Source organism: Bacillus sp. Marseille-P3661, assembly GCF_900240995.1.
GTDB lineage: Bacteria > Bacillota > Bacilli > Bacillales > Bacillaceae_J > OESV01.
On sequence record NZ_LT965953.1, the window covers coordinates 95,298 to 118,760 of the forward strand.

Annotated in this window: 16 protein-coding genes; 7 read left to right on the forward strand and 9 right to left on the reverse strand. The window is 37.8% G+C overall.

What is annotated here, in order from left to right; genetic code table 11:
• Window positions 1–13: 13 nt before the first annotated feature.
• Complete coding sequence (locus C1724_RS00500) at window positions 14–238, reverse strand: DUF1659 domain-containing protein (RefSeq protein WP_102344807.1); 225 nt, start codon at window positions 236–238, stop codon at window positions 14–16.
• Between the two features lie 269 nt (window positions 239–507).
• Here C1724_RS00500 and galE point away from each other — a divergent pair, with 269 nt between their 5' ends.
• The gene (gene galE, locus C1724_RS00505; protein ID WP_102344808.1) at window positions 508–1,479 is read left to right on the forward strand and encodes a UDP-glucose 4-epimerase GalE; all 972 of its coding nucleotides are present in this window, start codon (window positions 508–510) and stop codon (window positions 1,477–1,479) included.
• Between the two features lie 437 nt (window positions 1,480–1,916).
• Here galE and C1724_RS00510 read toward each other — a convergent pair whose 3' ends face one another.
• Window positions 1,917–2,318, reverse strand: coding sequence for a VanZ family protein (locus C1724_RS00510; protein WP_102344809.1), 402 nt, complete (start codon window positions 2,316–2,318; stop codon window positions 1,917–1,919).
• A 345-nt stretch (window positions 2,319–2,663) separates the two neighbouring features.
• On the opposite strand from C1724_RS00510, the gene C1724_RS00515 reads away from it, so the two are divergent.
• The gene (locus tag C1724_RS00515) at window positions 2,664–3,194 is read left to right on the forward strand and encodes a VanZ family protein (RefSeq protein WP_102344810.1); all 531 of its coding nucleotides are present in this window, start codon (window positions 2,664–2,666) and stop codon (window positions 3,192–3,194) included.
• Between the two features lie 115 nt (window positions 3,195–3,309).
• Here the strand turns inward: C1724_RS00515 and C1724_RS00520 are convergent, their stop codons facing one another.
• Complete coding sequence (locus C1724_RS00520; protein WP_102344811.1) at window positions 3,310–4,239, reverse strand: hypothetical protein; 930 nt, start codon at window positions 4,237–4,239, stop codon at window positions 3,310–3,312.
• A 472-nt stretch (window positions 4,240–4,711) separates the two neighbouring features.
• Entirely contained in the window at window positions 4,712–6,607 is a 1,896-nt protein-coding gene (locus C1724_RS00530; RefSeq protein WP_102344813.1) for an FAD-dependent oxidoreductase, read from the reverse strand.
• A 940-nt stretch (window positions 6,608–7,547) separates the two neighbouring features.
• On the opposite strand from C1724_RS00530, the gene C1724_RS00535 reads away from it, so the two are divergent.
• Window positions 7,548–7,982 carry a hypothetical protein gene (locus C1724_RS00535; RefSeq protein WP_180994070.1) on the forward strand — a complete coding sequence of 145 codons (435 nt, stop codon included), beginning with the start codon at window positions 7,548–7,550 and terminating at the stop codon, window positions 7,980–7,982.
• A gap of 55 nt (window positions 7,983–8,037) precedes the next feature.
• On the opposite strand, the gene C1724_RS00540 is transcribed toward C1724_RS00535, so the two are convergent.
• The 5 genes from C1724_RS00540 to C1724_RS00560 form a co-directional block, all read right to left on the reverse strand.
• Window positions 8,038–9,675 (reverse strand): DUF4127 family protein, encoded by a 1,638-nt coding sequence (locus C1724_RS00540; protein WP_180994071.1) that lies wholly within the window; start codon window positions 9,673–9,675, stop codon window positions 8,038–8,040.
• A 201-nt stretch (window positions 9,676–9,876) separates the two neighbouring features.
• Entirely contained in the window at window positions 9,877–10,797 is a 921-nt protein-coding gene (locus C1724_RS00545) for an accessory Sec system S-layer assembly protein (protein ID WP_102344815.1), read from the reverse strand.
• Between the two features lie 142 nt (window positions 10,798–10,939).
• Window positions 10,940–13,333 carry an accessory Sec system translocase SecA2 gene (secA2, locus tag C1724_RS00550; protein ID WP_102344816.1) on the reverse strand — a complete coding sequence of 798 codons (2,394 nt, stop codon included), beginning with the start codon at window positions 13,331–13,333 and terminating at the stop codon, window positions 10,940–10,942.
• Between the two features lie 312 nt (window positions 13,334–13,645).
• The gene (locus tag C1724_RS00555; protein ID WP_102344817.1) at window positions 13,646–14,221 is read right to left on the reverse strand and encodes an REP-associated tyrosine transposase; all 576 of its coding nucleotides are present in this window, start codon (window positions 14,219–14,221) and stop codon (window positions 13,646–13,648) included.
• A 191-nt stretch (window positions 14,222–14,412) separates the two neighbouring features.
• Window positions 14,413–16,293, reverse strand: a complete 1,881-nt coding sequence (locus tag C1724_RS00560) for an S-layer homology domain-containing protein (protein WP_102344818.1) — start codon at window positions 16,291–16,293, stop codon at window positions 14,413–14,415.
• Window positions 16,294–16,623: 330 nt separating this feature from the next.
• Between C1724_RS00560 and C1724_RS25350 the strand changes: the two genes are divergently transcribed.
• The 4 genes from C1724_RS25350 (at window position 16,624) to cysC (ending at window position 23,395) form a co-directional block, all read left to right on the forward strand.
• Complete coding sequence (locus tag C1724_RS25350; protein ID WP_180994072.1) at window positions 16,624–16,770, forward strand: hypothetical protein; 147 nt, start codon at window positions 16,624–16,626, stop codon at window positions 16,768–16,770.
• Window positions 16,771–17,451: 681 nt separating this feature from the next.
• Complete coding sequence (locus tag C1724_RS00565) at window positions 17,452–20,442, forward strand: S-layer homology domain-containing protein (protein WP_102344819.1); 2,991 nt, start codon at window positions 17,452–17,454, stop codon at window positions 20,440–20,442.
• A 997-nt stretch (window positions 20,443–21,439) separates the two neighbouring features.
• The gene (gene sat, locus C1724_RS00570; protein WP_102344820.1) at window positions 21,440–22,621 is read left to right on the forward strand and encodes a sulfate adenylyltransferase; all 1,182 of its coding nucleotides are present in this window, start codon (window positions 21,440–21,442) and stop codon (window positions 22,619–22,621) included.
• A gap of 165 nt (window positions 22,622–22,786) precedes the next feature.
• Window positions 22,787–23,395, forward strand: coding sequence for an adenylyl-sulfate kinase (cysC, locus tag C1724_RS00575; RefSeq protein ID WP_102344821.1), 609 nt, complete (start codon window positions 22,787–22,789; stop codon window positions 23,393–23,395).
• Window positions 23,396–23,463 lie beyond the last annotated feature (68 nt).

Consider the following 23,463-nt stretch of genomic DNA (forward strand, 5'->3'; position numbering starts at 1 on the left):
ATTTTGCTGTTAGTTACCCATTGAAAATTTCATAGTTGCTGTTACGTTTCACGTAATTAAGCGGATGTTGCTGTAAGCCTGCAATTGCTTGTGCAACTGCAAAAATTTCCTCTGGTGTAGATGTAGTTTTTAAGTTGTTGTAATTCTTCACTTTGGTAATAATCTTGCCGTCTAAATCCATCCCATGATCATACTCCAAGCTTAATTGACTATCATACATATTTTCTAAGGCTGCCATCGTTTATCACCTCCTTTCACTATATAAATAGCGCTGAAAGAGCAAGAAGGGGGGAGAATAAAAAAATTATTTTTACAAAGTGCCTGTTTACAAAGTGCCTGTCACTCCCAGGAATTTGTCGAAAAATGCGTGTTTGAAAAACTAGTGAGTAAAGATAGCATATTGTGTTTCAAGACTATATTGATTGGTGTATCCTATTAATAAAAAGGATTGCTATAAGGTAATCGACACTTATTCTCAAACAACTTCAATGTAAAGGAGATACATAAATGATTTTAGTAGTAGGTGGGGCTGGCTATATTGGAAGTCACCTCGTGAAAGAATTGGTAGCAAAAGAACAAGTTATCGTTTTAGATAACTTATCTACTGGTCATCGTGAGGCGGTAGATGAAAAGGCTATTTTTGTGGAAGGAAATTTGGGTTATGAAAAAGATTTAGAAGGAGTCTTTTCAAAATACCCTATTAAAGCCGTTATGCATTTTGCGGCAAACAGCTTGGTAGGGGAGTCTGTGGTAGATCCTATAAAATATTATGAAAATAATGTTGGAGCGACGCTTACACTGTTAAGAACGATGATTAAGTATAGCGTGACAAACTTTATTTTTTCCTCAACAGCAGCAACCTATGGCATTCCTGACGTTGATATCATTGATGAGTCTACTGCAACAAACCCGATTAATCCTTATGGAAGATCGAAGTTAATGATCGAGCAGATACTCGCAGATTATGCAAAGGCATATGGCTTAAATTACGTTGTGTTGCGATATTTTAATGCCGCTGGTGCTTTTGAAAGTGCAGCAATTGGTGAAAGCCATGATCCAGAAACACATTTAATTCCGATCGTGCTGCAACATTTAGCTGGAGTCCGCGAGAAGGTGTCGGTATTTGGCTCAGACTATGATACCCCAGATGGGACGTGCATTCGCGATTATATCCATGTAACAGATCTTGCAAAAGCGCACATGGTAGCTTTAGATTCACTTTTAAATGGAACAAACAAAACAGCTACATATAACTTAGGAAACGGCTTAGGTTATTCTGTAAAAGAAGTTATCGAAACGTGTGAACAAGTCACGGGGCTAAAAGCTAATGTAGAAATGGCGGACCGCCGTGAAGGAGACCCGGCAAGATTGGTGGCGTCTTCTGAAAAAATCCATTCAGAACTTGGCTGGAAAGCTGAACGGAATCTACAGACAATTATTCAAAGTGCATGGAACTGGCATAAAAACCAGAAGTATTAGGTGGTAGGGGGAAAGGCGGGCTATGTTCGTGTAAGAATTAGGGTGGTCTGTCTGAATTGGTATCGTGGTAGAGAGAGGACATGTCAGAAATCTAGCGTATTGTTAGAGTGCCTACGGCCCTGTCAAATAGCTAGGGGATTCCTGTCAGGAAGTTGGGACTTAGCCAGATTGGCAGGGGCCGCCTGTATGGAAGTCAGGCCCCATAGTAGTGACAGTGACCACCTGTTAGTGAAGTCAGGTCCCATAGCCAGGCTGCCAGTGACCATCCTGTCAGGAAGTCAGCAACTATAGGCTGGTAGCCAGGGCCCACCTGTCAGGAAGCCAGGCCGCATAGCCAGATTGCCAGGGCCCACCTGTCTTTAGGAGGGGGCTTTCTGCAATCAAGGTCCCCTTTGTAAAGAAGTGGGTAGCTTTGTTACTTTCTTATAAAAACCCATTTACTTATTCCAAACAATAAAATGCCGCTCATTTAGCTCTGCCAGACCTAAAATAAAAGGGAATAGGATGATGAGGAAAAAAAGGAAATAGCGAGCTACAGGTTTCGTATCTCTCCTCATCGAAAATAAAAAGGGCAAGAGAATACCAGCGGTAACTCCAATAAGGTTGGCGACAGCATCCCATAGCTCCGCCGTTCTATTGGGCAATGCATATTGCCGATATTCCTCAAGTACACCAATCATGATAAGTATAAACCAAATAATTGAAAGTCCTATTAATCGAAACTCCTTAGAAGTGATCATTAGCACCATTAAGCTCGCGCAAAATGATATGACAGCAAATGTGCAAAAATGACTGATTTTATCAGCCCCAAGCAAAACTTCAGTATTATATTCAAGCAATGTTTTTCAACCTCTCCGCACTATAATCTAATTTATAAGAAAGTCTCAAAATTCTTCTGAACATGTCCAGCTCTGTTTAGTAGTATGATTTTATGGTTGAAACTCTTATTACTACTTGTTTTGACATATCTAATGATAAATATTCCTTGCGTTCCCAACTAGTTCACAAATCCCTGTACCCGACAAATCCCGACAGGTGCCTGTCACCTGTCGGAATTTGTCGGAATTTTCTATTCGAGATGCGTGCCTGTCACTTGTCGAAATTCTATTCGGAATTGGTGCCTTTCACTTGCAGGACACTATTGGATTTTTTGGAATTTACAGGGGTCTTTTGATGCGCTCAACTTGAAATATTTTACAATTGTACTTGTTGTATTGTATTCAACTAAAGACAATCATGTTATAGTGTTAATTGGTGATACGATGAAAAGGAAAAAACTATGGTGGATGTTGGTGATTATATGGTGCGGCTTGATTTTTACCATTACTGAATCACCAAGGTTTACAGGTGAAAACACCAAAAAAGCAATTGTTACAACTGTTCATAAAACTACATACTCAACGAAACTTGATAGCCCTTCCGTCATAAATAAAATAAATAAGATTATGAGAAAATCAGGACATTTCCTCGGATTTGGTGTATTGGCTTTGCTGCTTTGGCGAGCGTTGTCACCAAATAGGTATTCTCTATTACTAGCCTGGCTTTTTGCTACTGTCTATGCGATGACCGACGAATATCATCAAGCGTTTGTTATTGATCGCACTTCCTCGATTAAAGACGTGATGATTGACTCTGCTGGTGCAGCTGTGTTTTTAATTGTTTTTTATGGGATTAGTAAAATTATTGTGTATAGGCAAAAGGCCATGAAAATCTAGAAAAATTAACTACTTAAAGCTTTCCAACCTTAATTTAATTAAACATTTGATTAAATAGGGGTTGGAAAGCAAAATGTTTTTTAGAACTACTATAATCATCCTTGTATAACAAAAATTAACGATCCTGTAACAACGGAGAATCTGCCCAAAATTCTTCGTCCTCAGTATTATTTCCACTTGCATATCTCATCTCAAATAGTTCCTCCAAATAAATTGCCTCTAACTTTTTATGTACAATTCCATAGAAATAAGCCACTGGTTTATGGACAATCTGCTTTGTCATTTTTATTTTTCGAATAAGTTGTTTGAAAGCAGCAATGGCTGTAGAAAGAACGAGCTCAGTTTCATTTTCTAAGTTGTTTCTGAATGCAGCGATGTTCGTCATTTTCCAAAACTCATCAATTGTTTTCGGATCTCTAAAATAAATTTTTACCCATTGCACAAAAGCTTGTGGAACTTTATCGCTTGCAAATGTGTAATCTAGTTTTTCACGGTCTTCGTAACGTTTATTTAATTCTTTTTCTTTTTTAGTTTTAGAAAGATTAATAGTTTCATTATGGTGGTTCAATTTTTCGGTGGTAGGTAGTTCATTATTATCGTTAGTTTCGTTAATAAGATTTTCTGTTGGAAGTTCAGGGATAGTTACACTGTTTTCTTCACTAGATTTAAGTTGATCGCTGCAAGGAAACCGATTAAATACATACAAATTGCTAGATTGCGAACCGTTTTTCCTCTCTGTTTCGTAGACGTTAAAAATTCCAATCGTTATAGCTTTTTGAATCATTCTTTTAAAAGTCGAGCGAGAAATGCCATTGTTTTGATACTCCTCATGGATCGCTTTTAGCATCGTGCCGATTTTAGCATTACAAACACCAGGAATCTTAGCAGCATACCGTATTAATCGTTTCAAACCTACTAACTCACTTTTTGAAAAATTGCTTTTGCGTTCTAGCAACCACATTTCAATATGACGATTAAACTCTCTTAGTGAACTGAATTGCGAATACTGCTCAAACTTTTCAATAGTACCAGATTTAATTTGCATGAAAATGCACCACCCTTTCACTATTGAAATAGTGCTGAAGAGGTGAAAAGGGGGGCGCATTTTGGGCGAATTTGTTACAAATGTGTGAAACATAAAGAGAAAGTGGTATTACGTGAGGTTGCATGTCTTGCTGTAGTTTTTGGCGGACATCTGATCTCTTATTTATATAAAAAAGACCTGTTTCATGAGTTTTCCGGACATTGAGTTCTTTATTTAGAATAAAGTATACCAATTTTTAAGTAATAAAGGATTGTATGTCCTCCAGTCCCAAAAAAACAGTATTATGTAGCTATAATAAGGGATCCGATGTCCGCAAAACTAGAACCCACATGTTAATAAAAAAAAGCGATAACCTTAAAAGGTTATCAGCTCCAATAAAAACGAACTTATTTAAATTTAATCGACAAAATTCGAGGAGTGCCTGGCACCATAGGTTCTGGCATTTTTTCTGTGTTGCAGGCACATGCTAATGCTATAGTTTTTCAAACAACTCTTTGATTATCATATACAGCACATCTCTGGTTACTTCGTTAGTTTGTTTTTGTAGTTGTTCACGGGTAAGTGGTGATAAGTCCTCAAGGGTTAAGCCATTAGTCACCCAAAACTCTAAAGCATCTTCTGCTTTCATGTTTCCTTCTTCACCGGTAAATGGGAAGTGAATCGGCGCGTTTGTTTCTGAATATTGGTTTACTTGGCGGACATATGCTACGAATTCGCTTTTGGACAATGGCTGATCCATTTTATACTCGTTGTCGTAGCCAGCTGCAATAATCGCATAACTTCTTAAAAGTTTTACACCTTCATATGCCCAATGTTCAACAATAGGATTCTTGTAATCGGGTACGGGCTTAAGCTCAGCACCATTTCGGTTTAATATACTTTGGATTTTCTTAATATGGCGACCATTGGGATCATGAACAATATCTTGGAAACTATGGCGTTGTTCATTACTATAAGCCGCTGCCACACCAGCAGCTTGACCTACGACCATACCAACGGGCACCGTTCGTGCGCTGCCATGCGCTAATGAATCATAGCCTGCGCTGCGGCTTGCTACTAGCAGGTTGTCAAATCCCTTTGGCACGATGCTCCGAAATGGCACGGCATATTGTGCAGGGTTTGCTAAAATAATATCGCCTTCCTCAAGGACTGTTGCTTGCACATCAATCGGATAACTGCCAAAGCCGATTCGATCTTTAAAATCGCGATGCTCCAATACATCGTCAATCGTTAAGATATATTCAGCATCTAAATGTCGCGTTTCACGCACATAAAATTCATCTGCAGTTCCTACTAATTCCACGTTTTCAAAGCCGACCAAATTGTTACGCAAGAATTTTGTAATCCTTGGCAGCTCGCGTTCAGCTTTTTCCCAAGCATCACGTAGTTCATCTTCATTCAAGCCGTTTACGCCAAGAATTTGAAAAGCGTTAATCAACACATTTCCATTGTCCTGCTTACCGATATTTAACGCTCTGATCCGCATATTATCTTGGGACGGCTTATATTGCTCCATTTCCTTTCCGTATCCCCAAGCCGAGTGTTTGTCCGCACCTGTATAGAATTCAGGATCGCCATTCAAATACTTAGCCACTTTACTCCAATCGACCCCAGCTAACTCAAAAACAAGTGTAACAGCCATCATTTTCGTTACATTGCGATAATCCTCTTGTCCTATAGTAAATTCTGCGCCTGCTAAATACGCGAAATCCGCGTTAGGCGTGGAGTCAATATACTGCTTTCCATTAACTTTGACGACATTGCCATTTGCATCTTTAAAAATAAGCGATTCCACATGCCGTTCATCCATAATCGGAAGAATGGATTGCGCTTCTAATTCAATGGTGATGTTTTCTTCGGCCGCTATCATTTCCTCAAAAACACGTTGCACTTCTTTAACATCAAAGGAGGTTCGATATTTGATATTTTTGAAAAACTCTTCGAAAATCCCTTTTGATAGATTTTCTTGTGTAGGCGACCAATTTATATCCAACATGTTCAGCTTTCCAAGTGTATACAAGCCGCCAACTTTTTTCTTTTTATCTAACAGCAGGGTTTTTTGTCCTTCGCGTGCAGCAGCTATTGCGGCAGCTATTCCTTCAGGATCACTGCCAATCACAACCACATCATATACCGCCCCAACCAAATGGTGGTATTTTTCTATCACAAAATTTTCAATCAACGGCTGTGCAGAACTTCTTTCTTTAAAATAAGCAACAGACCGCTGTTTTGGAACTTCTTTACTAACACTAACGGTGCTCGCTGCTTGTGCCTTTTCTACTTCATTTTTACTAGTAAATATGAACGCAGAAATCGTCACTAGAAAAAGAACGCCTACTATTATAGAAATGATATATACTTTTTTCATAGCAACATCCTTATTTTTTATTATTAGTCTTTTAGGCAACATGTGCTTGGTGAATGATTTTATTTAGGACAACTGGTGTCTTATCCTTATTGGGTATTTTTTTTGCACATATGATGCCTTGTCTTTATTGAAAATCTTTTTAGCGGACATATAATACCTTATCTTCATAAAAAGAGCTTGTTTCACAAGTTTACCGGACATATAGTTCGCTATTTAGCCAAAATGCCCCAAAACTTCATTAGAATCGGCTTAATAACGAACTATATGTCCTCCAAATTCAAAAAATAGCGTTTTTATCGCAAATAACGGCTCATATGTCCGGTAAATTAATTAGCGGACATATAATACCTTATCCTTATATAAAGAGCTTGTTTCACAAGTTTACCGGACATAGAGTTCGCTATTTAGCCAAAATCCCCCAAAACATCACTGAAATGGGCTTAATAACGACCTATATGTCCTCTAAATTCAAAAAAAGGCGTTTTTATCGCAAATAACGGCTCATATGTCCGGAAAGTTAATTAAGCGGACATATAATCCCTTATCTTCATAAAAAGAGCTTGTTTCACGAGTTTACCGGACAAGGAGTACGCTATTTAATCAAAATCCCCCAAAACTTCATTAGAATCGGCTTAATAACGACCTATATGTCCTCCAAATTCAAAAAATAGCGTTTTTATCGCAAATAACGGCTCATATGTCCGGATAGTTAAAAAGGCAAACAGGTTACCACAGTAAACCATCCATATGTGAGCATGGGCTTTGAAATATAACAGTTAGTACCATTCTAACCGTTTCTCATTATTTAATAATAGCTTGATAACAATATTATGAATAGTAGAAAGAACATCTCGCGCGCAACGCAAGATAATTTCTTTCCCACCCAATAGAAACAAAATAATTATAATAGCGTCTAATCCAAAAAGGGGAGGGAAAACGCATGTCACATAAGCATATCCTTACGCTTATAACGATTATTATATTAGCAATACTTCCTAGTAAGATATTGGCCACTTCATGGGCGTATCCATTTGTAGTTTGGGATGGTTATATCTATGTGGTTGGTGATGAAACTGTGTCGGACGTAGAGCGCAAAATCGGCCAGGTCACGAAGTATTCAGATATGGAATCATACGCAGGGAATTTCTCGAATGTTTATAAAAAAGGAACAAACTACTATTCTATTAAAGGAATATCTACAGATATAGCCATTGCAATTCAGGAAAGCGAAGAGACCTTCATTAAAGCAACAAGGCAAGGGGAGTATGCTGGAGGTAAATATGATTTTACAGGTTTAGCTGTGGCTATTGTTGTTCTTGTAGCTATAACAGCTGTGAGTATTTATGTCTTCAAAGTCATTAAAAAAAGCACGTAATTTGCTACCAGGTAAATTACGTGCTTTTTTCTCTACTGTTAGTAAATCATAAAAATTATTGTTTAAACTTCACGTCAAATTCCAGTGAAACCTCAAACAAGCGATTCCATGGAAGATGGATGTTTTTCACTGCAAAGCTTTCAATTGTAGCAGTTTGCAGCTCGCTGTTTGTTTTATGAGAAATAACTTCATGTTCCTTCACAAAGTCATGTAAATAATCTAGTTGTTTATGAAACTCGCTTTTTAAAAAGTAAAGAATGGCCGGCGTCTTGGATGATGTGTCCCACTCATTGCCGCCAATGTAATTCACATACCACTTCGTTTTAGGCTCAATCGCATTGCGATAAAGATGGTCTGATGAGAACGCGTGTAGTAGCAGCTCAACTTGGCCATGGGCAGCTCGTTCAACACTTTTCGGCTCCTGCTCATCAGCATTAATATATATGAATCTAGCATTAGCCTGTCCAACTGCTAGGCCAATAGCATTGCCAGCCGTATTAAAAGCACTGTAGGCTAATAGATTGGTTATGCCGACGTCTTTAATCAGTGCATCTGCAAGTGCTGCGTTCGCTCGGTTTACTTTTTCAACATCAACAACGACAACATTCTTTCCGCTTGCAAGCTGTTGCTTGATACTTTGAATGGCGTGTGGAATTTCAGTATTTTTTACTGTAGAAGGTGTATTCACATACAACTCAATATCAGCTGGCTGAACACCAGTTGCCACCGTGCCTCCGGCCGCAATAATATGTTTTCTAATATTCTCTTGCAGTGTATAGTGATCGAAAGGAGAAGTCCAATTTGCACCGTTCACACCGATATAATGCACTTTGTAGCTAGGTTTTTTATTATGCTGTACGGCCGAAAAACGCGAAATTAAAACAGCATCCACTTCGTCCGCACCATCAAATATACTAACTTTATGTTGAATGCCAGATGCGTTGATTTTAGCATGCAGCTGGTCTTGTTCCACACGATGTAATCCAGTTTGATTGGCATCATCTTGGCCTAAAATAAGGTAATCAATATAGCCTTGCTTTGTCCACGCTAGAAGTGTCTCGTTCACTGCAAAATTGCGGGCGCGCGTTTCGAAATACTCTTTAATAATGTCCGGACCAATCTTTGATTCTAGTTCAGTTAATTTATGTAGTTTATCCAATTGCCCTAAGTTATGAACCTCATCATATGCAATCGCCCAGTCGCGGACCATATTATATTGCTCAAGATTGCCTTCTTTTAAAACAGTTGGAGCTAGACGCTGAATCGTGTCGTATACATATAAAGGCTTGTTTGGGTACTTATTCTTAATAGTTTGGAGGACGTTAAGTTGATTTAACGCATCTTCCGTTGTCTGCAAACTAGATCTAGAATTAACTAAGCCAGCATCTGTCAGCATATCAGCTGAAATGATAAATCCATCTACTTCAGCGCTAGTTTCTTTAATCCATTTTGTTAATGCATCAAGGGTTTGCAAAGAGGGTTGGTTTTTTACTAGTTCGCTAGGTGGTAAAATGATTTCAATGCCACCAGCTTGTCCAATTTTTTCAGGAATATAGGTGTTGGCTGGGCGATCATCTAATGGTAAAACTAACAGCTTTGCCTGATCCTCAGCTAGCGTACTCACAGGTAAGGCGCTAAGACTTACAAAAAATAAAAGTAAAACTAGTAATCTAGTAAATTTAAATTTGGGCATGATTTCCATCCTTAATTGATGTAATAAGGGCGTGGTCCGTGTTTGGAAACCACGCCAGATTTTCGAGAACACGGAGAACACGGGGACGGTTCTCGTGAATAATTTTAATGTGAAACAATTACATTTTTAACCGTTCCAAAATTTTCTCAATTTGTAATCACGAGAACCGTCCCCACGATTCCCCACGATTCCGACTCCCGTCTACTGCTGTGGAGGAAACGCTCTCCATGCTGATAAATCGATTTCACTTTGTTCTTTTGTTAAAAGTGAAGGAGGGAAAACGAAGTTCCATGGCTTACTTGTATTTGCTTTAATTGAAAAATCCTCTAGCATAAATCCACCTTGAGCCACAACTTCGCCGCTAGCATCTTCTACTACTAGTGGAAGTTGTTCTAAGCGGATATTTTGCTGTGAACCATTTTGGATGAGCATAGATACTTGTAATTTACCACTATCATTGAATTTGGCTTGTAAACCGACAAATTGCACTTCGCCAGGCTTCGGCGGTGTCATCGATTCCACCATGCTTTTAAGTCTTTCTTTATCCTCATCTGCTAACGTCTTTTCCCAACTTTCTGCTAGGTCTAGTGTATGGTTGCGGTTTTCACTATGTAATTGGAAAGCAAGTCCCCAAACCTCTGTGTTAATTTCAGATATTGGCTTATATAAATCTTGTTGTTGAAAAACAAATTGAAAAGGACGGCTGCTGCGTGCTGGTAAATGTCCAACTTCTGTAAAATCAAATTCTTTGCGACCGTATACTTCATTTTCGCCAACTAATAATAGTGTAGTTGTGCCAATTTCAATCGCTTGATTCAAGCTAGTTCGAACAAATGCTGAACAGACCAGTTCTTTTTCTTTTTTTTCAATCTCGATGCCACTAAGTGAAATTTCATCAGGCTTAAGTGGAGCTAACTCGTTGTTTAAAAAGCGATATACATACATTTGCTCTTGCGGTAGATTCCATTCTGGATGAATAGACAGCTCTGTGTAGACCTCTTCATCTTCACTGCCTGAACTTTCAAGATTCAATAAATCCTTTGCAGAAACGGCATTATCGCTGCCTGTATTTTTAAGCTCATCTGTATCTGGTGTTTTCTTTCTTTTAAAAAAAGATAGCATATGTAGGTCCTCCCAAATTTTTTAAAAAAATAATGGGGTAGTGGTAGGCTACCCCACAGCAATCAAAAGCGATTTGTATTTATGGGTCGGTAAAAAATAAATATAAGTTTCATTTTTCATGAGTGTTTCAAATCGTGCTCAGTTATTCCGTTTCTTCCTCGGTTTGTTTTTCATTTTCATCAAGCTTTTCAATAAGCGGTGCCGCAATTCGTGCCAGCTGCGTGCTAGCATCACGATCAATTAATGAATACGTATTATGAAATACCTCTAAGCCTTCGTTTTGGTATAAACGCAGCGGGTCTTCTTGTTGATAATGACGCATGCCGATGCCTTCTTTTAAACGTGTCATGCTTTCTAAGTGGTTAACCCAATGCTTGTCAACAGTCATAATAAGAACGCGTTTCAAAATTTGCTGCAAGTTAGCATTATCTTTTACGATTTCAAGCTTTTCTAAGTATTCTCCAACTGTTTGGGCAACTGTTGCGTGAATTTCTTCAACTTCTTCGATCTCTTTTGGCAATGCAATCTGCGGTTTTACAACAAGTTGGTTTAATTCTTTGACCAGCTTATCTAATGGCCATTCCTCTGGAAGACCCTCTGCCGGGCAATATTTATCGACTAGAAAATGTGCATATCGTGGGATCATTTCAAGAACAAGTTCTACGACATCTTCCTTTTCTAGTATGCGATCACGCAAATTATAGATAACTTTGCGTTGGTCGTTTACGATGTCATCTAATTTTAAATTGTATTCACGAATTGCAAAGTTACTGCCTTCGCAAATTCGTTGCGTGCGTTCTACGAATTCATGAATGTTTTTATTTAAAATTAATCCAGTTTCATCTGTATTTAACTTTGGTGTCAATTTTTCAAGATCATCCTTGGCAAAACGACGGAATAAATCATCTTCGATTGCAATGAAAAATTGGGATGAACCAGGATCCCCCTGACGACCAGAGCGGCCGCGCAGTTGATTATCGATGCGGCGACTTTCGTGCTTTTCAGTACCAAGCACATGTAATCCTCCAACTTCTGCTACACCTTCACCAAGCATGATATCTGTTCCACGTCCAGCCATGTTTGTTGCGATGGTGATTTGTCCTTTTTGACCAGCAAGCGAAATTAGACGGACCTCTTGCTCGACACTTTTAGCATTTAAAATTTCATAAGACAAGTTTTCTTTATCAAGGTAATCGGCTACAGTATCAGATTGAATAATCGACGTTGTACCGATTAATACCGGCTGTCCTTTATCATGGCGTTCTTTGACTTCTTTCGCCATTGCTTTGTACTTTTCATCTTTTGTCGTATATACTCGATCAGGCATGTCTTCGCGAGCAATTGGCTTATTTGTCGGAATTTGAATAACTTCCATACCATATGTATGGTTAAATTCTTTTTCTTCTGTTTTAGCTGTGCCTGTCATCCCTGAAAGAATAGGGTACATGCGGAAGTAGTTTTGAATCGTGATCGAAGCTTGCGATTTATTTTCTTCAGTAATTTCCAAGCCTTCTTTAGCTTCCATTGCTTGATGCAGGCCATCGCTCATTGTTCGGCCTTCCATCACGCGTCCTGTGAACATATCAATTAGCATAATTTTTCCATCTTGTACGAGGTAATCGACATCACGTTCAAACATAACATGTGCTCGCAGTGCTTGAATCATATAATGATATAATGTTTGATGCTCAAGCTCATATAAATTGTCAACGCCAAATGCTCGTTCCACTTGGTTAATACCTTCATCTGTTAGAGCTGTCGCTTTTGTTTCATCATCAAATGTATAGTCTTTATCACGTTCGAAACGTTTTGCAAGACGGGCGCAAATATAATGTAGATTTGCAGCACTTTCCATTTTACCTGCAATAATCAGCGGCGTTTTTGCTTCATCGACAAGCACGCTGTCGATTTCGTCAATAATCGCGTAATGATAAGGACGCTGAACACGTTGGCTCAAATCTTGAACCATATTGTCTCGTAAAAAGTCGAATCCGAATTCTGTGCCAATTCCGTATGTGATATCTGCGGCGTATGCAGCTTTCTTCTGCTCAGGCTGCATCATTGGCATATTAAGGCCAACTGTTAAGCCAAGGAACTCATGGATTTTTCCAATCATTTCACGGTCACGTTTTGCTAAATAGTCGTTTACCGTAATAATGTGAACGCCTTTTCCTTCTAATGCTCGCAAATAAGCGGGAAGGGAGCCGACTAGTGTTTTTCCTTCACCAGTGGCCATTTCAGCGATATTGCCTTCAGTCAGCACAAGCCCGCCGATTAGCTGAACATCGAAATGGCGCATGCCAAGCACACGTTTCGCAGCTTCACGAACAACTGCAAACGCCTCAACTTGGATATCAAAAATTGTTTTTCCATTTGCTAACTCTTCTTTAAAAGAGTTCGTTTTATTTTTTAACTCTTCATCGGACAGCTTTTCAATTTCTGGCTCTAACGCATTGATTTGATCGACAGTTTTTGAATACTTCTTTAACTTCCGTTGTTGATCATCACCAATAATCTTTTTAATTGCACTAAGCATGCCGTTCGCTCCTTTATAATACTATCAAGATTTATTTCCAATTGAGGATAGTATAAGAAAACACATCATAATTCGCAAAACTGGTGAATTACGCGTTTTTTCCAAAAATACATCAAAATGCCAATCCCGGCATAAATCGATATCTATTCTCTTATTTATATCCAATTTAACTAAACTTTACCAACAAAATACAACAAAAAACCTACCAAACAGTATACCAAATTCTTACGGTGCCTGTCACTTGTCGGTATTTGTCGAATCGGTCTTATCGAGAATCTTCGGTGAAATAGGTTAGTATTGTTAACCGGATAGCTAAAAAGAATGTGTCGATTGTCGAATGGTATCTAGGTGAGCGGCAGTATAATTTTGTGTTTGTTCTGTTAATGTTCCGGGATAAATACCTAAAATTGGGATGAGATTCATATATCGTGGGATTGTTTCAAGGTCTTTATGTTGAAAGAGATGAAAACTGCTCCACGAATAATGATTAGGGTGGGTAACAATGTTGGCACGAACAGGGTTAAGGTGAATATATTTGCTTGTTTCTAGCATATCCTCTGAGTTTTCCATTAGTTTATCGAAGTATCGCTTTTCAAAAACGTGCCCAGTAAGACAATAGCGGGTGTTGTAGTAGGTGGCGTACCTTTTATTGATCAGACCAATGACCTTCGAAATGGGTATTTCCTTTGATCGGAGCAGTAGGTGATAGTGATTTGTCATTAAACAGTAGGTTGAGATTTCGAAAGGGTTTCGTTCGAATACCTGGTCGACAATTTTAAAGAATACATTAAAATCTCTGTCATCCATGAATAAAGGATCTCGGCGGTTTCCTCGACAAATGATGTGGTAAAAGTACTCATTAATCCAGACGCGTTTTTTCCTTGGCATGTGGAGTGCACCTCTTTATTTGATTTTAGGGGGAGAAGGGTGTGAAAAGATATCCCTTACTATTTTCGTCATAGACATTGTAATTCCTTTTTAAGGACGATGGATTTCGAAAATATAGCAATTTGTTAAAATTTCTTTCTTAAAAAGCAAAAACCCGAGTAGTAGTGGTTACTTCCCGAGTTTTTTGATCATTAATTTATATAGTTTTCATATGGTGCAATTAAAGAATTAAATTCATCTTTTACAACTTCTGCCTCTTTTTCTTCAAAGCCATTTTCTTTTAAATCTGAAACAATCTTTTCATATGTTTCGTTAAATTTGCCCTCATACTCATTATATTTATCGAGTCCTTGCAAAACGTAATTAATATTTATTGTACCTTTTTGAATGTAAGTAGGATCATTTCTAATCGAATCCTTTAATTGATTGAATTCGTTTTCCGCATTTGTTTTTAATGTTTCTAATTCAGCTTTATAGCTATTGATGATACTTTCAGCAGTTGGCGCAGGCTGAGTGCTAGGCGTACCACCGCTACCACCTGTGTTTGTTTTCGTTTCGGTGGCTTTAGAACCTTTAACATTTTTTTGCGCAGTTTCATAATTACTTAGGATGTCTTTAAGTTCAGTTCCTGTTGGGAGTTGGAGGATAGTTATTAAAGTTTCTGTTCCTAAACTAAATTTTCCATCCTTTTGAACAATAACAGAACTAATAGTTCCTTTTGTATTAAGCCTATTACTAGCAGTATTTTTTATATTTAACTCTTCAATATTTGCAATTCCGCTTAATGAAACAGCATCTTTGCCTATTATTTCTAGAGTTTTTACCTTAGCATCTAACGAAACTGTTTTGGCGCCATTTCCTAATGTAATCTTAGGAATTGTTACGGTTGCATCCGCGTTTATTGTTGCATTTGATATAACGCTGATTTCTTGAACAGAAGTGCTTCCTTTCGCCACAACACGAACGCCTTCTTTTTGAATTTGAACATTTCCTAAATTTGCATTATTGAAAACAACTGTGTTGGTATCGCCACCTTTAACATAGGTCGCACCTTTTACTTTTAAATTTTCTGAATAAAAATCGTTCGCTAACTTTGATGTGATTTCTAGGTCGCCATTAACAGTTAGATTTTTCAGGGTGATGTAGTTTGCATTAACCTGTAATTTTCCATTAATAGTAGCCCCTTGGCCATCTAAAACTAAATTTCCGCTAAATTCTACGGCAGCGCTATTGCCGCTAGTATTCAATTGAAGATATGTAATTTTGGTAATGGTATTGTTTTTATCTTCAAATGTAATGGTTGCGTCTTTTAAAATTTCACTATTGGATGAACTAAAGATGCCTTTTAATTCTCCAGAGACATTATAGGTTAGGCCTGAAATCGTAACAGTATTTTCTGCTGTTATAGATTCTATGGTCTCGTTGTTATGATTATTGCTATTGTTATTAACATTATTTATAAATGCTGCAATTTCACCACGAGTAACAACTGCATTAGGCGCAAATTGTGTAGCCGTTTTCCCTGATGTAATTTTATTCGTATAAAGAGTTTGTATCGCACTAGCATACCAGCTTGTTGGAGTTACATCTGTGAAAGGGGAGCTAGCACTGTCGCCGTTATTAGTTAATGAATATGCCTTAACTAACATACTAGCAAGTTCTGCACGAGTAATTGTTTTTCCGGGTTTAAAAGAACCATCTTCATAGCCACTAATGCCACCAGTCTGTGATAAAGCTGTTACAGGTTGAAAAAACCAATCGCCACTTTTTACATCGTTAAATTTTGAATTTGCTAGATTAGTTGTTAAACCTAGGTCATATGCTAGCATTTTTGCAGCTTCAGCTCGTGTCACCGGTTTATTAGGTTTAAACGTTCCATCATCATAACCGCCGATTACACCTTTGCTAGATAATGCATTTACAGCTTGCTCATAAAAGGCACCTGGTTTGATATCGTTAAACTTACTTGCCGCACTAACTTGATCGTGTCCAAGCTGAGTTGCTGAAGTTGCCAACACAAGTGATACAACCGTTGTGGCCAAAGCTTTTTTAGAGCTCTTAATTAATTTCATTAAATTTATTCTCCTTTATAAGTAATCAACTATACTATCTATATATTAACAGACACAGTATTTATAGGTAAATATCCCAATAGTGTATGGGGATAATTAACAAGGCAAAATCATTCGACAAGTAGAAAAGTTCGACAAGTGCCTGGCGCTTGTAACCGCAATCGACAGGTGCCTGTCACTTGTCGAATTTGTCGATACTTCGAGGTAAAACTACCACCCATCGAATTTTGTAAAATGAAACCTACTAACCGACAAAAGTAGCTAAAGGAATCGACAAGCATATCTACGAATACTTAAAATACATAAAAAAATTAAGGGGGATTTTGAAATATGAGGTCAGAAAGAAGGTCGCAATGGAAAGTTCATTGGAAGAAATATAAGCATTTATACAAAGGAAGTCGAATGGAGCGTCGAAATAAATGGCGTGATAAATGGGATGTTAAATTTAAGGAATTAATCGAGGCAAGTGGAGAATGATAGAGAAGTAGAGAATGCAATTCGGCGGTACTTCTGTATATCATTTCATATAAAGTTGACAAGTGCCTGTCACTTGTCGACTTGTCGAAGATAGTTTTAACGCTAGGTGTCTCGTTAGGAACTTTTGCGGACAGATGGTTTCCTATTTAGTCTAAAACTGAATATTTAATGAGCGATGCGGCCATTTAGTCCTCTATTTGCAAGTTTGCTTAATGCAATAAGCGAATGATAAGCAAATAGGGTACCTGATGTCCGCTTTTGTATTTTATTTGCTGGTTTTTATAGGTTTAGCGCATCATATGTCCGGTAAAGTAGAGGGCTTGTAATGATATCCTCAATATTTCCCCTCGCAATCTCATATTACCTAAATCCATGTAAACAGATGAATAGTTCATTCCCCTTATATTTTTTATGTCTATTAAATTAGGAGTTCAATTCGACAAGTGACAGGCACCTGTCATCATGAGAAAAGGCTAACACTTGCGCCGACCATTGAAAATATTGTAAGCTTATGGTGGAAAAACTTGCATTTTGTTGTAACTTTTGGAGAAGATTTTCGACATATTCTTATCTAGGTGTATTCCGTCGGTCTAGCTCAGATGAACCGCAGGGGCAGGCACGACTAGATGTAATTTAATCTTTCATTCTATATCTTAAAAACTATTTTTGGAGGTTTATATAATGAAATCTCGCAAACTTTTATCTAGTACAGTTGCGGCAGCGCTTGCAACAACAGTTGTGATACCGGCAGCCGTAACCCAAGCAGAAAATGTTAGCTTCAGTGATTTAAGCAGTCAGGCTTATTATTATGATGATGTTCAGTGGCTAGTGCAAGAAGGCATCATTAATGGTTATGAAGATGGTACATATCGCCCGAATGTGGCGTTAACGCGTGAAGAGGCAGCGTCCATGTTTGTGCGTGCCTTAAATCTAGACGTTCCAGCTAATGCTGGTAGTATTTTAGAAAACTATAGTGATATTAATGGAGCAAAGTGGAGTGCAGGAGCATTAGCCGCATTTATAAACGCTGGCATTTCAAATGAATCTGGTCAATTTCGTCCAACAGATCCACTTACCCGCGAAGTTATGGCAAGCTGGCTTGTTGGTGCCTTCAATTTTAAAGAAATTAATAGTGAAAGTATTCCATTTTCAGATTCAAATCAAATTGGTAGCTCACACTTAGCAAATGTAAAAATACTTTATCAAAATGATATTGTTAACGGAAATACCGATGGCACATATGGGCCTAAAGATGCCGTTACACGTGGACAATTTGCGTCGTTCATGAAACGCTCAATGACAGCTCCGGCGGCAACACCAACAACTCCGCCTGTTACCGTTCCATTCGATCTTGAAGATGCAGACAGCATCAATTTAAAACAAGTTAAGATCACGGCGAATCACACAAACTACACAAAGCAGCAAGTAAATAATACATCTCTTTACAAAGTAATCGATGAAAATGGAAATGTAGTGAAAGTTGTCGATGTTCAAGTTAACGGAAAAGAAATGATTTTAACTTTAGAAAAAGCATTAAAAAATCGAGCTGAGCTGATTGTTGACAAGTCTATTACTGGGACTGAGGAAGACTTTAGCTTGAATTTTAGTGATAGCGGTCAGCCTGAGTTAATCAGTGTAACACCAACTAGCCCGTATTCTTTTCTTATGACATTTTCTGAACCGCTTAATTTTGGTGTGAATAATGGCAAAGAGGTTACAAATAGTAATCTGTTAAAATCTTTCGAAATTGATGGCTATAAATATACCATTGATAACATGACTGTTCAGCAGCATGGCCAAGCGCTACATGTTGAGCTTGAATCGAAACTTGGTGAAGGTGAGCATGAGCTTGAACTCCAAGATCCCGATTTATTTAAAGATTATGCCGGAAATAATTTAGAAACAGATTCTTTTGATTTTAATTTAAAATATGAAACTACTGTACCTAAGCTGCTAGAGGTGAAAAATATTTCACCGAACCAAGTAACACTAGTGTTTGATAAGCAAATCAAGCTACGTTATCGTGGTTATATTTATCATACTTCAAGCGCAAATTATCCAAGCAGTGCGAAGGTTGAAAATGGAAATGAGCTTGTGTTGAATTTTGATTCAGATGACATTATTACAAAATCAACAGATATCATTGTTGATAGTGGGGCAATCGAAGATCTTTGGGGCAATAAAAATACCAAAATGATAAAGGCGATTCAAATTGCAAATGATACTACAGCGCCTTCCATTACGAGTGCCGAATTTATCGATGGCACGGTGGCTAGCAGCAGTAATATTAAGATGAAAGTAACTTTTTCAGAGTCAGTTAAAAAGGATACTGCTGATGATATTGATCGTTATCAATTGCTTGATGGACAAGGCAATACCATTAAAATTCGCGACATTAAATTTGAAAACAGCGAGAGCAATGATAAGGTTGCAACATTTACGATTGACAAGTACTATGGTGAAGTTCCAAGTCAACGTTTTACAATCGAAGTAGATGGAATTGAAGATTTAGTTGGTAATAAATCTAGCGAATATGAATATAGCTTTAACGCTAGTAGTGAAAAACCACCGGGTGATTTCAAGGCAAAGTTTGTTTTAAATGATGATGAAGATGAAGTCCTTATGGTGATCGATTTTGGAAAAAATATGGCGGAGTCAGGCAGCTATGCGGTCAATCATTTAGATAAATACCAGCTAACTGTCAATGGCCAAACGGTATTAATTGAGGATTTGAAACAAGTTAATGGATTAAGTGTTCATTTAAAAACATATCAGAATGCACAAAGAGTTGAGATCACTTTAGAAAAAACTGGTGAGCTAGCTGATAAATGGGACGATTTCTATGATAACTTAGTCGATGCAATCGATTATGAAGATTTAGATGAGCTTGAGCTTGTTGTGGGACGTGTCGCCGATCATGCAGGTAATAGAACTGACAGTATTGTAAATAAAGTGAAGCTAGCTGTTCAAAGTGAGTTTGATAAGACTCAGGTAACAGCCAAGGCGATCAATACTGAAACAGTCGAGCTGAAATTTGATGATGAAATCGTAAATTTTGACGACGATGATTTTGTGATTTTTTATGATCGAGATAATGATAGTAAGTTTGATTCAAACGAGGATCTTGATGCGGATGTATCTGTTAAAACAACCAATGGAAAGTCTATTGTAACGTTTAAGCTCGATGATGATTTGGACAGCGATGCACGCTATGATAACCACTATGTTTATATTGCGACAGAAGATGAAAACGATGTTACAACCGAAAATCGCTATGGTCAAAAAATTGAGATTAGTAACTTACGAGTTGAAGATGGAATTGCTCCGAAAATTAAGACATATAGAGATACAGAGCAAGTGTATGTCCAACCGGTTAGCAATGATTCTTCCAGAGCCATTGTCAGCATTGAGTTAACTGATGATATTGATAAAGATACACTTACACGCCTTTCATTTGTAATCGGCGATGGCAAAGACTATGAAATTGAATCTGCCTTCGTTGAAAATGACGATAAAATTGCTTTTATTGTTAAATTGAATGGTAATAAAGCATCAAATCTTGTCGGTGAATATGTAAAACAAAAAGCAGCTATTTCTGATGACAATGATAATATTATTACCGGCATTGATGTTCGCATAAACGAAGAAAGAAGTAGTAGAGCAAAACCATAGAGTATAGAGAAAGGTTGGCTGCCGGGCGTCAAGGGAAGTGTTGATAGATCCATTATCCATTAACAAAAGAGTTATTGTTTTCCTTGATAGCAATGCCAAACAAATCCATAGGGGAAAATCGATAAATAGATGTTATACAATCCAAAAGCGGCAGACCGACCTATAAAATAAAAGGGACGAATTCATTGTGAATTCGTCCCTTTCTTCATCTTTTGTGTCGATTTTCGCAGCAATTATTTCCTGGAAAATACAATTACTGACAGCGTTTTACGGTGTTGAATTTTATGTCGATGTCAGTTATTGAAGACAAACTGATATATCTTATTTTTGCTTTTTAACTGCTTGAAGATTGTCCAAGTAACATTTCTAACGGGTATAGGCTCATATACGCTCATGAACATCTAGTGAACGATCATGTCGAAATTTTTTGCGGACATATAGTTCTTTATTCACCTAAAAAAGGGCTATTTGTGCACTTCTCCGGACAATAAATTCGCTATTCAACGAAAAACAGCTAATAAACTCCCGAATTCGCGTAAATTAGGTATTATTTGTCCTGCAAATTTTTAAAAGCCATACTTTGAGTCTAAATAACGGCATATATGTCCGGTTAATTTATCTAATGTCGACACCAAGTAGGATTATCACTTTTAAGCTTGTAAGAAGGCTTATTAAAATACACCACACCGGCTTATAAAATCATGCCTGATAAGACTTATCAATTTTAACGGAATAACAAATTCCACATCATGTACGAATAAGTACGCTTCCTATCTACTTCTCAATCCACTATTCCATTTAAATTTCGCTCTGCATTACGAAACATTTTAACTCGGTTTAATTATATTTTTAAGGCTGACAAGTTGACTTTGTCAGCCTTTTTCATAAATTAATATTACCTTTTGTATTAGTATTATCGTCCAAGAAGTTAGAAAAACAACGAAGTTAGGGTTCACTTGTTTTTCTAAAACTCAAGAAAAAGTGATGGAGGTTTATCATGTCTTTAGAAATAGTTTCCAAGGATTGGAGTAATTCCCCGCACGGTGGTGTATTAATTAACCGTGAATTGACGGGGCAAGATCGCGAGCAATTACTGAAACATGTGCAAACATTACCAATTTTAAATATTTCAAGTTGGAGCGTGTCAGATCTTGAATTAATTGCAATAGGTGGATTTAGTCCGCTTACGGGTTTTATGGGGAAGGAAGATTATCACCGTGTTTTAACTGAAATGCGATTAGCAAACGGCTTGGTATGGAGTATTCCGATTACGTTGCCGGTTACAGCAGCTGAGGCTGATGCTTTAGAAATTGGCATGGATGTAGTTCTAAAAGGCGAAGATGGTGTGATTTATGGAGTCCTTAAGCTTGAGGATAAATACAGCTATGATAAAGAATTCGAAGCTGAACATGTGTATGGTACGACCGATCATGCTCATCCTGGTGTCAAAAAAATTAATGAAAAAGGCGATGTCTATTTGGCAGGTCCGATCACATTGTTGAATCGCCCTGTACATTCACCTTTCGAGGCCTTTTATATGGACCCTGCGGAAACAAGAAAAATGTTTTCTGAGCTAGGTTGGAAAAGAATCGTTGGTTTTCAAACTCGAAATCCTGTGCATCGCGCACATGAGTATATCCAAAAAAGTGCTTTGGAAATAGTCGATGGCTTGCTTTTAAATCCTTTAGTTGGGGAAACGAAAAGTGATGATATTTCAGCTGAAATTCGTATGGAAAGTTACCAAGTCATTTTAGAAAATTATTATCCGCGTGACCGCACTCGTTTAGTCATTTATCCGGCTGCAATGCGATATGCGGGACCGCGTGAAGCGATTTTGCATGCATTGGTTCGTAAAAATTACGGTTGTACACATTTCATTGTTGGCCGCGATCATGCTGGTGTAGGCAATTACTATGGCACGTATGATGCACAAATGATTTTTGATCAGTTTTCACGAGATGAAATTGGCATTGAAATTTTAAAGTTTGAACACAGTTTCTTCTGTAAAAAATGCGGCAACATGGGAACTGCGAAAACATGTCCGCATAGTAAAGAAGATCATGTACATTTAAGCGGTACGAAGGTTCGTGAAATGCTTAGAAATGGTGAAAGGCCACCAGCTGAATTTTCACGTCCTGAAGTCGCAGATGTGTTAATTAAAGGAATGAAAGAACGTTAATCATAGAGATTTGTTTGAGTTAGTACTGGGAGATTTGAATTTTGTTTTTTTTGTAAAGGGCTTGTTTTAGAAAAATATAAAACAAGTTCTTAATCTTATGCCCATAAAATTTGGAATCTGATCCTGTACTTATCAATGATATTAAAAGTGATTTCAAGGAGTTGTATGAGGGTGAAACCTACAAACATTGTTTGGCATAAAGGTAAAGTTACCAAACAACTGCGGCAGCAATTAAATGGCCATAAAAGTGCTGTGCTGTGGTTTACTGGTTTCTCAGGCGCTGGAAAATCAACGCTATCGGTAGCTGTTGAACAAGAGCTACACAGGCGTGGAATTCGTACGTATATTTTAGATGGCGATAATGTTCGGCACGGCTTAAATAATAATTTAGGCTTTTCTCATGAAGATCGAACTGAAAACATTCGCCGGATTGGTGAGGTTTCCAAGCTGTTTGTGGATGCGGGTGTCATGACATTAACAGCGTTTATTTCACCGTACCGAGCAGACCGGAGAATGGTTCGGTCACTCATGCAGGAAGGTGAATTTATTGAAGTTTATGTAAAATGTGCGCTTGAGGAGTGCGAAAAACGCGATCCAAAAGGTTTATATAAAAAAGCTAGAAATGGCGAAATTAGAGGGTTTACTGGCATCGATGCTCCGTATGAGGTGCCGAGAAATCCTGAAATTATTGTTGAAACGGATACACAGACATTGAAACAGTCTGTCGATCAAGTGTTAGAGTATTTAGTGGTTGAAGGTTATATTGAGGAATAGAGGTGATGCGCTTGTCTTGAAGGCAAGCGCATTTTTTTGTTCTAAGGTTGTATGAATTGAACCCTCTG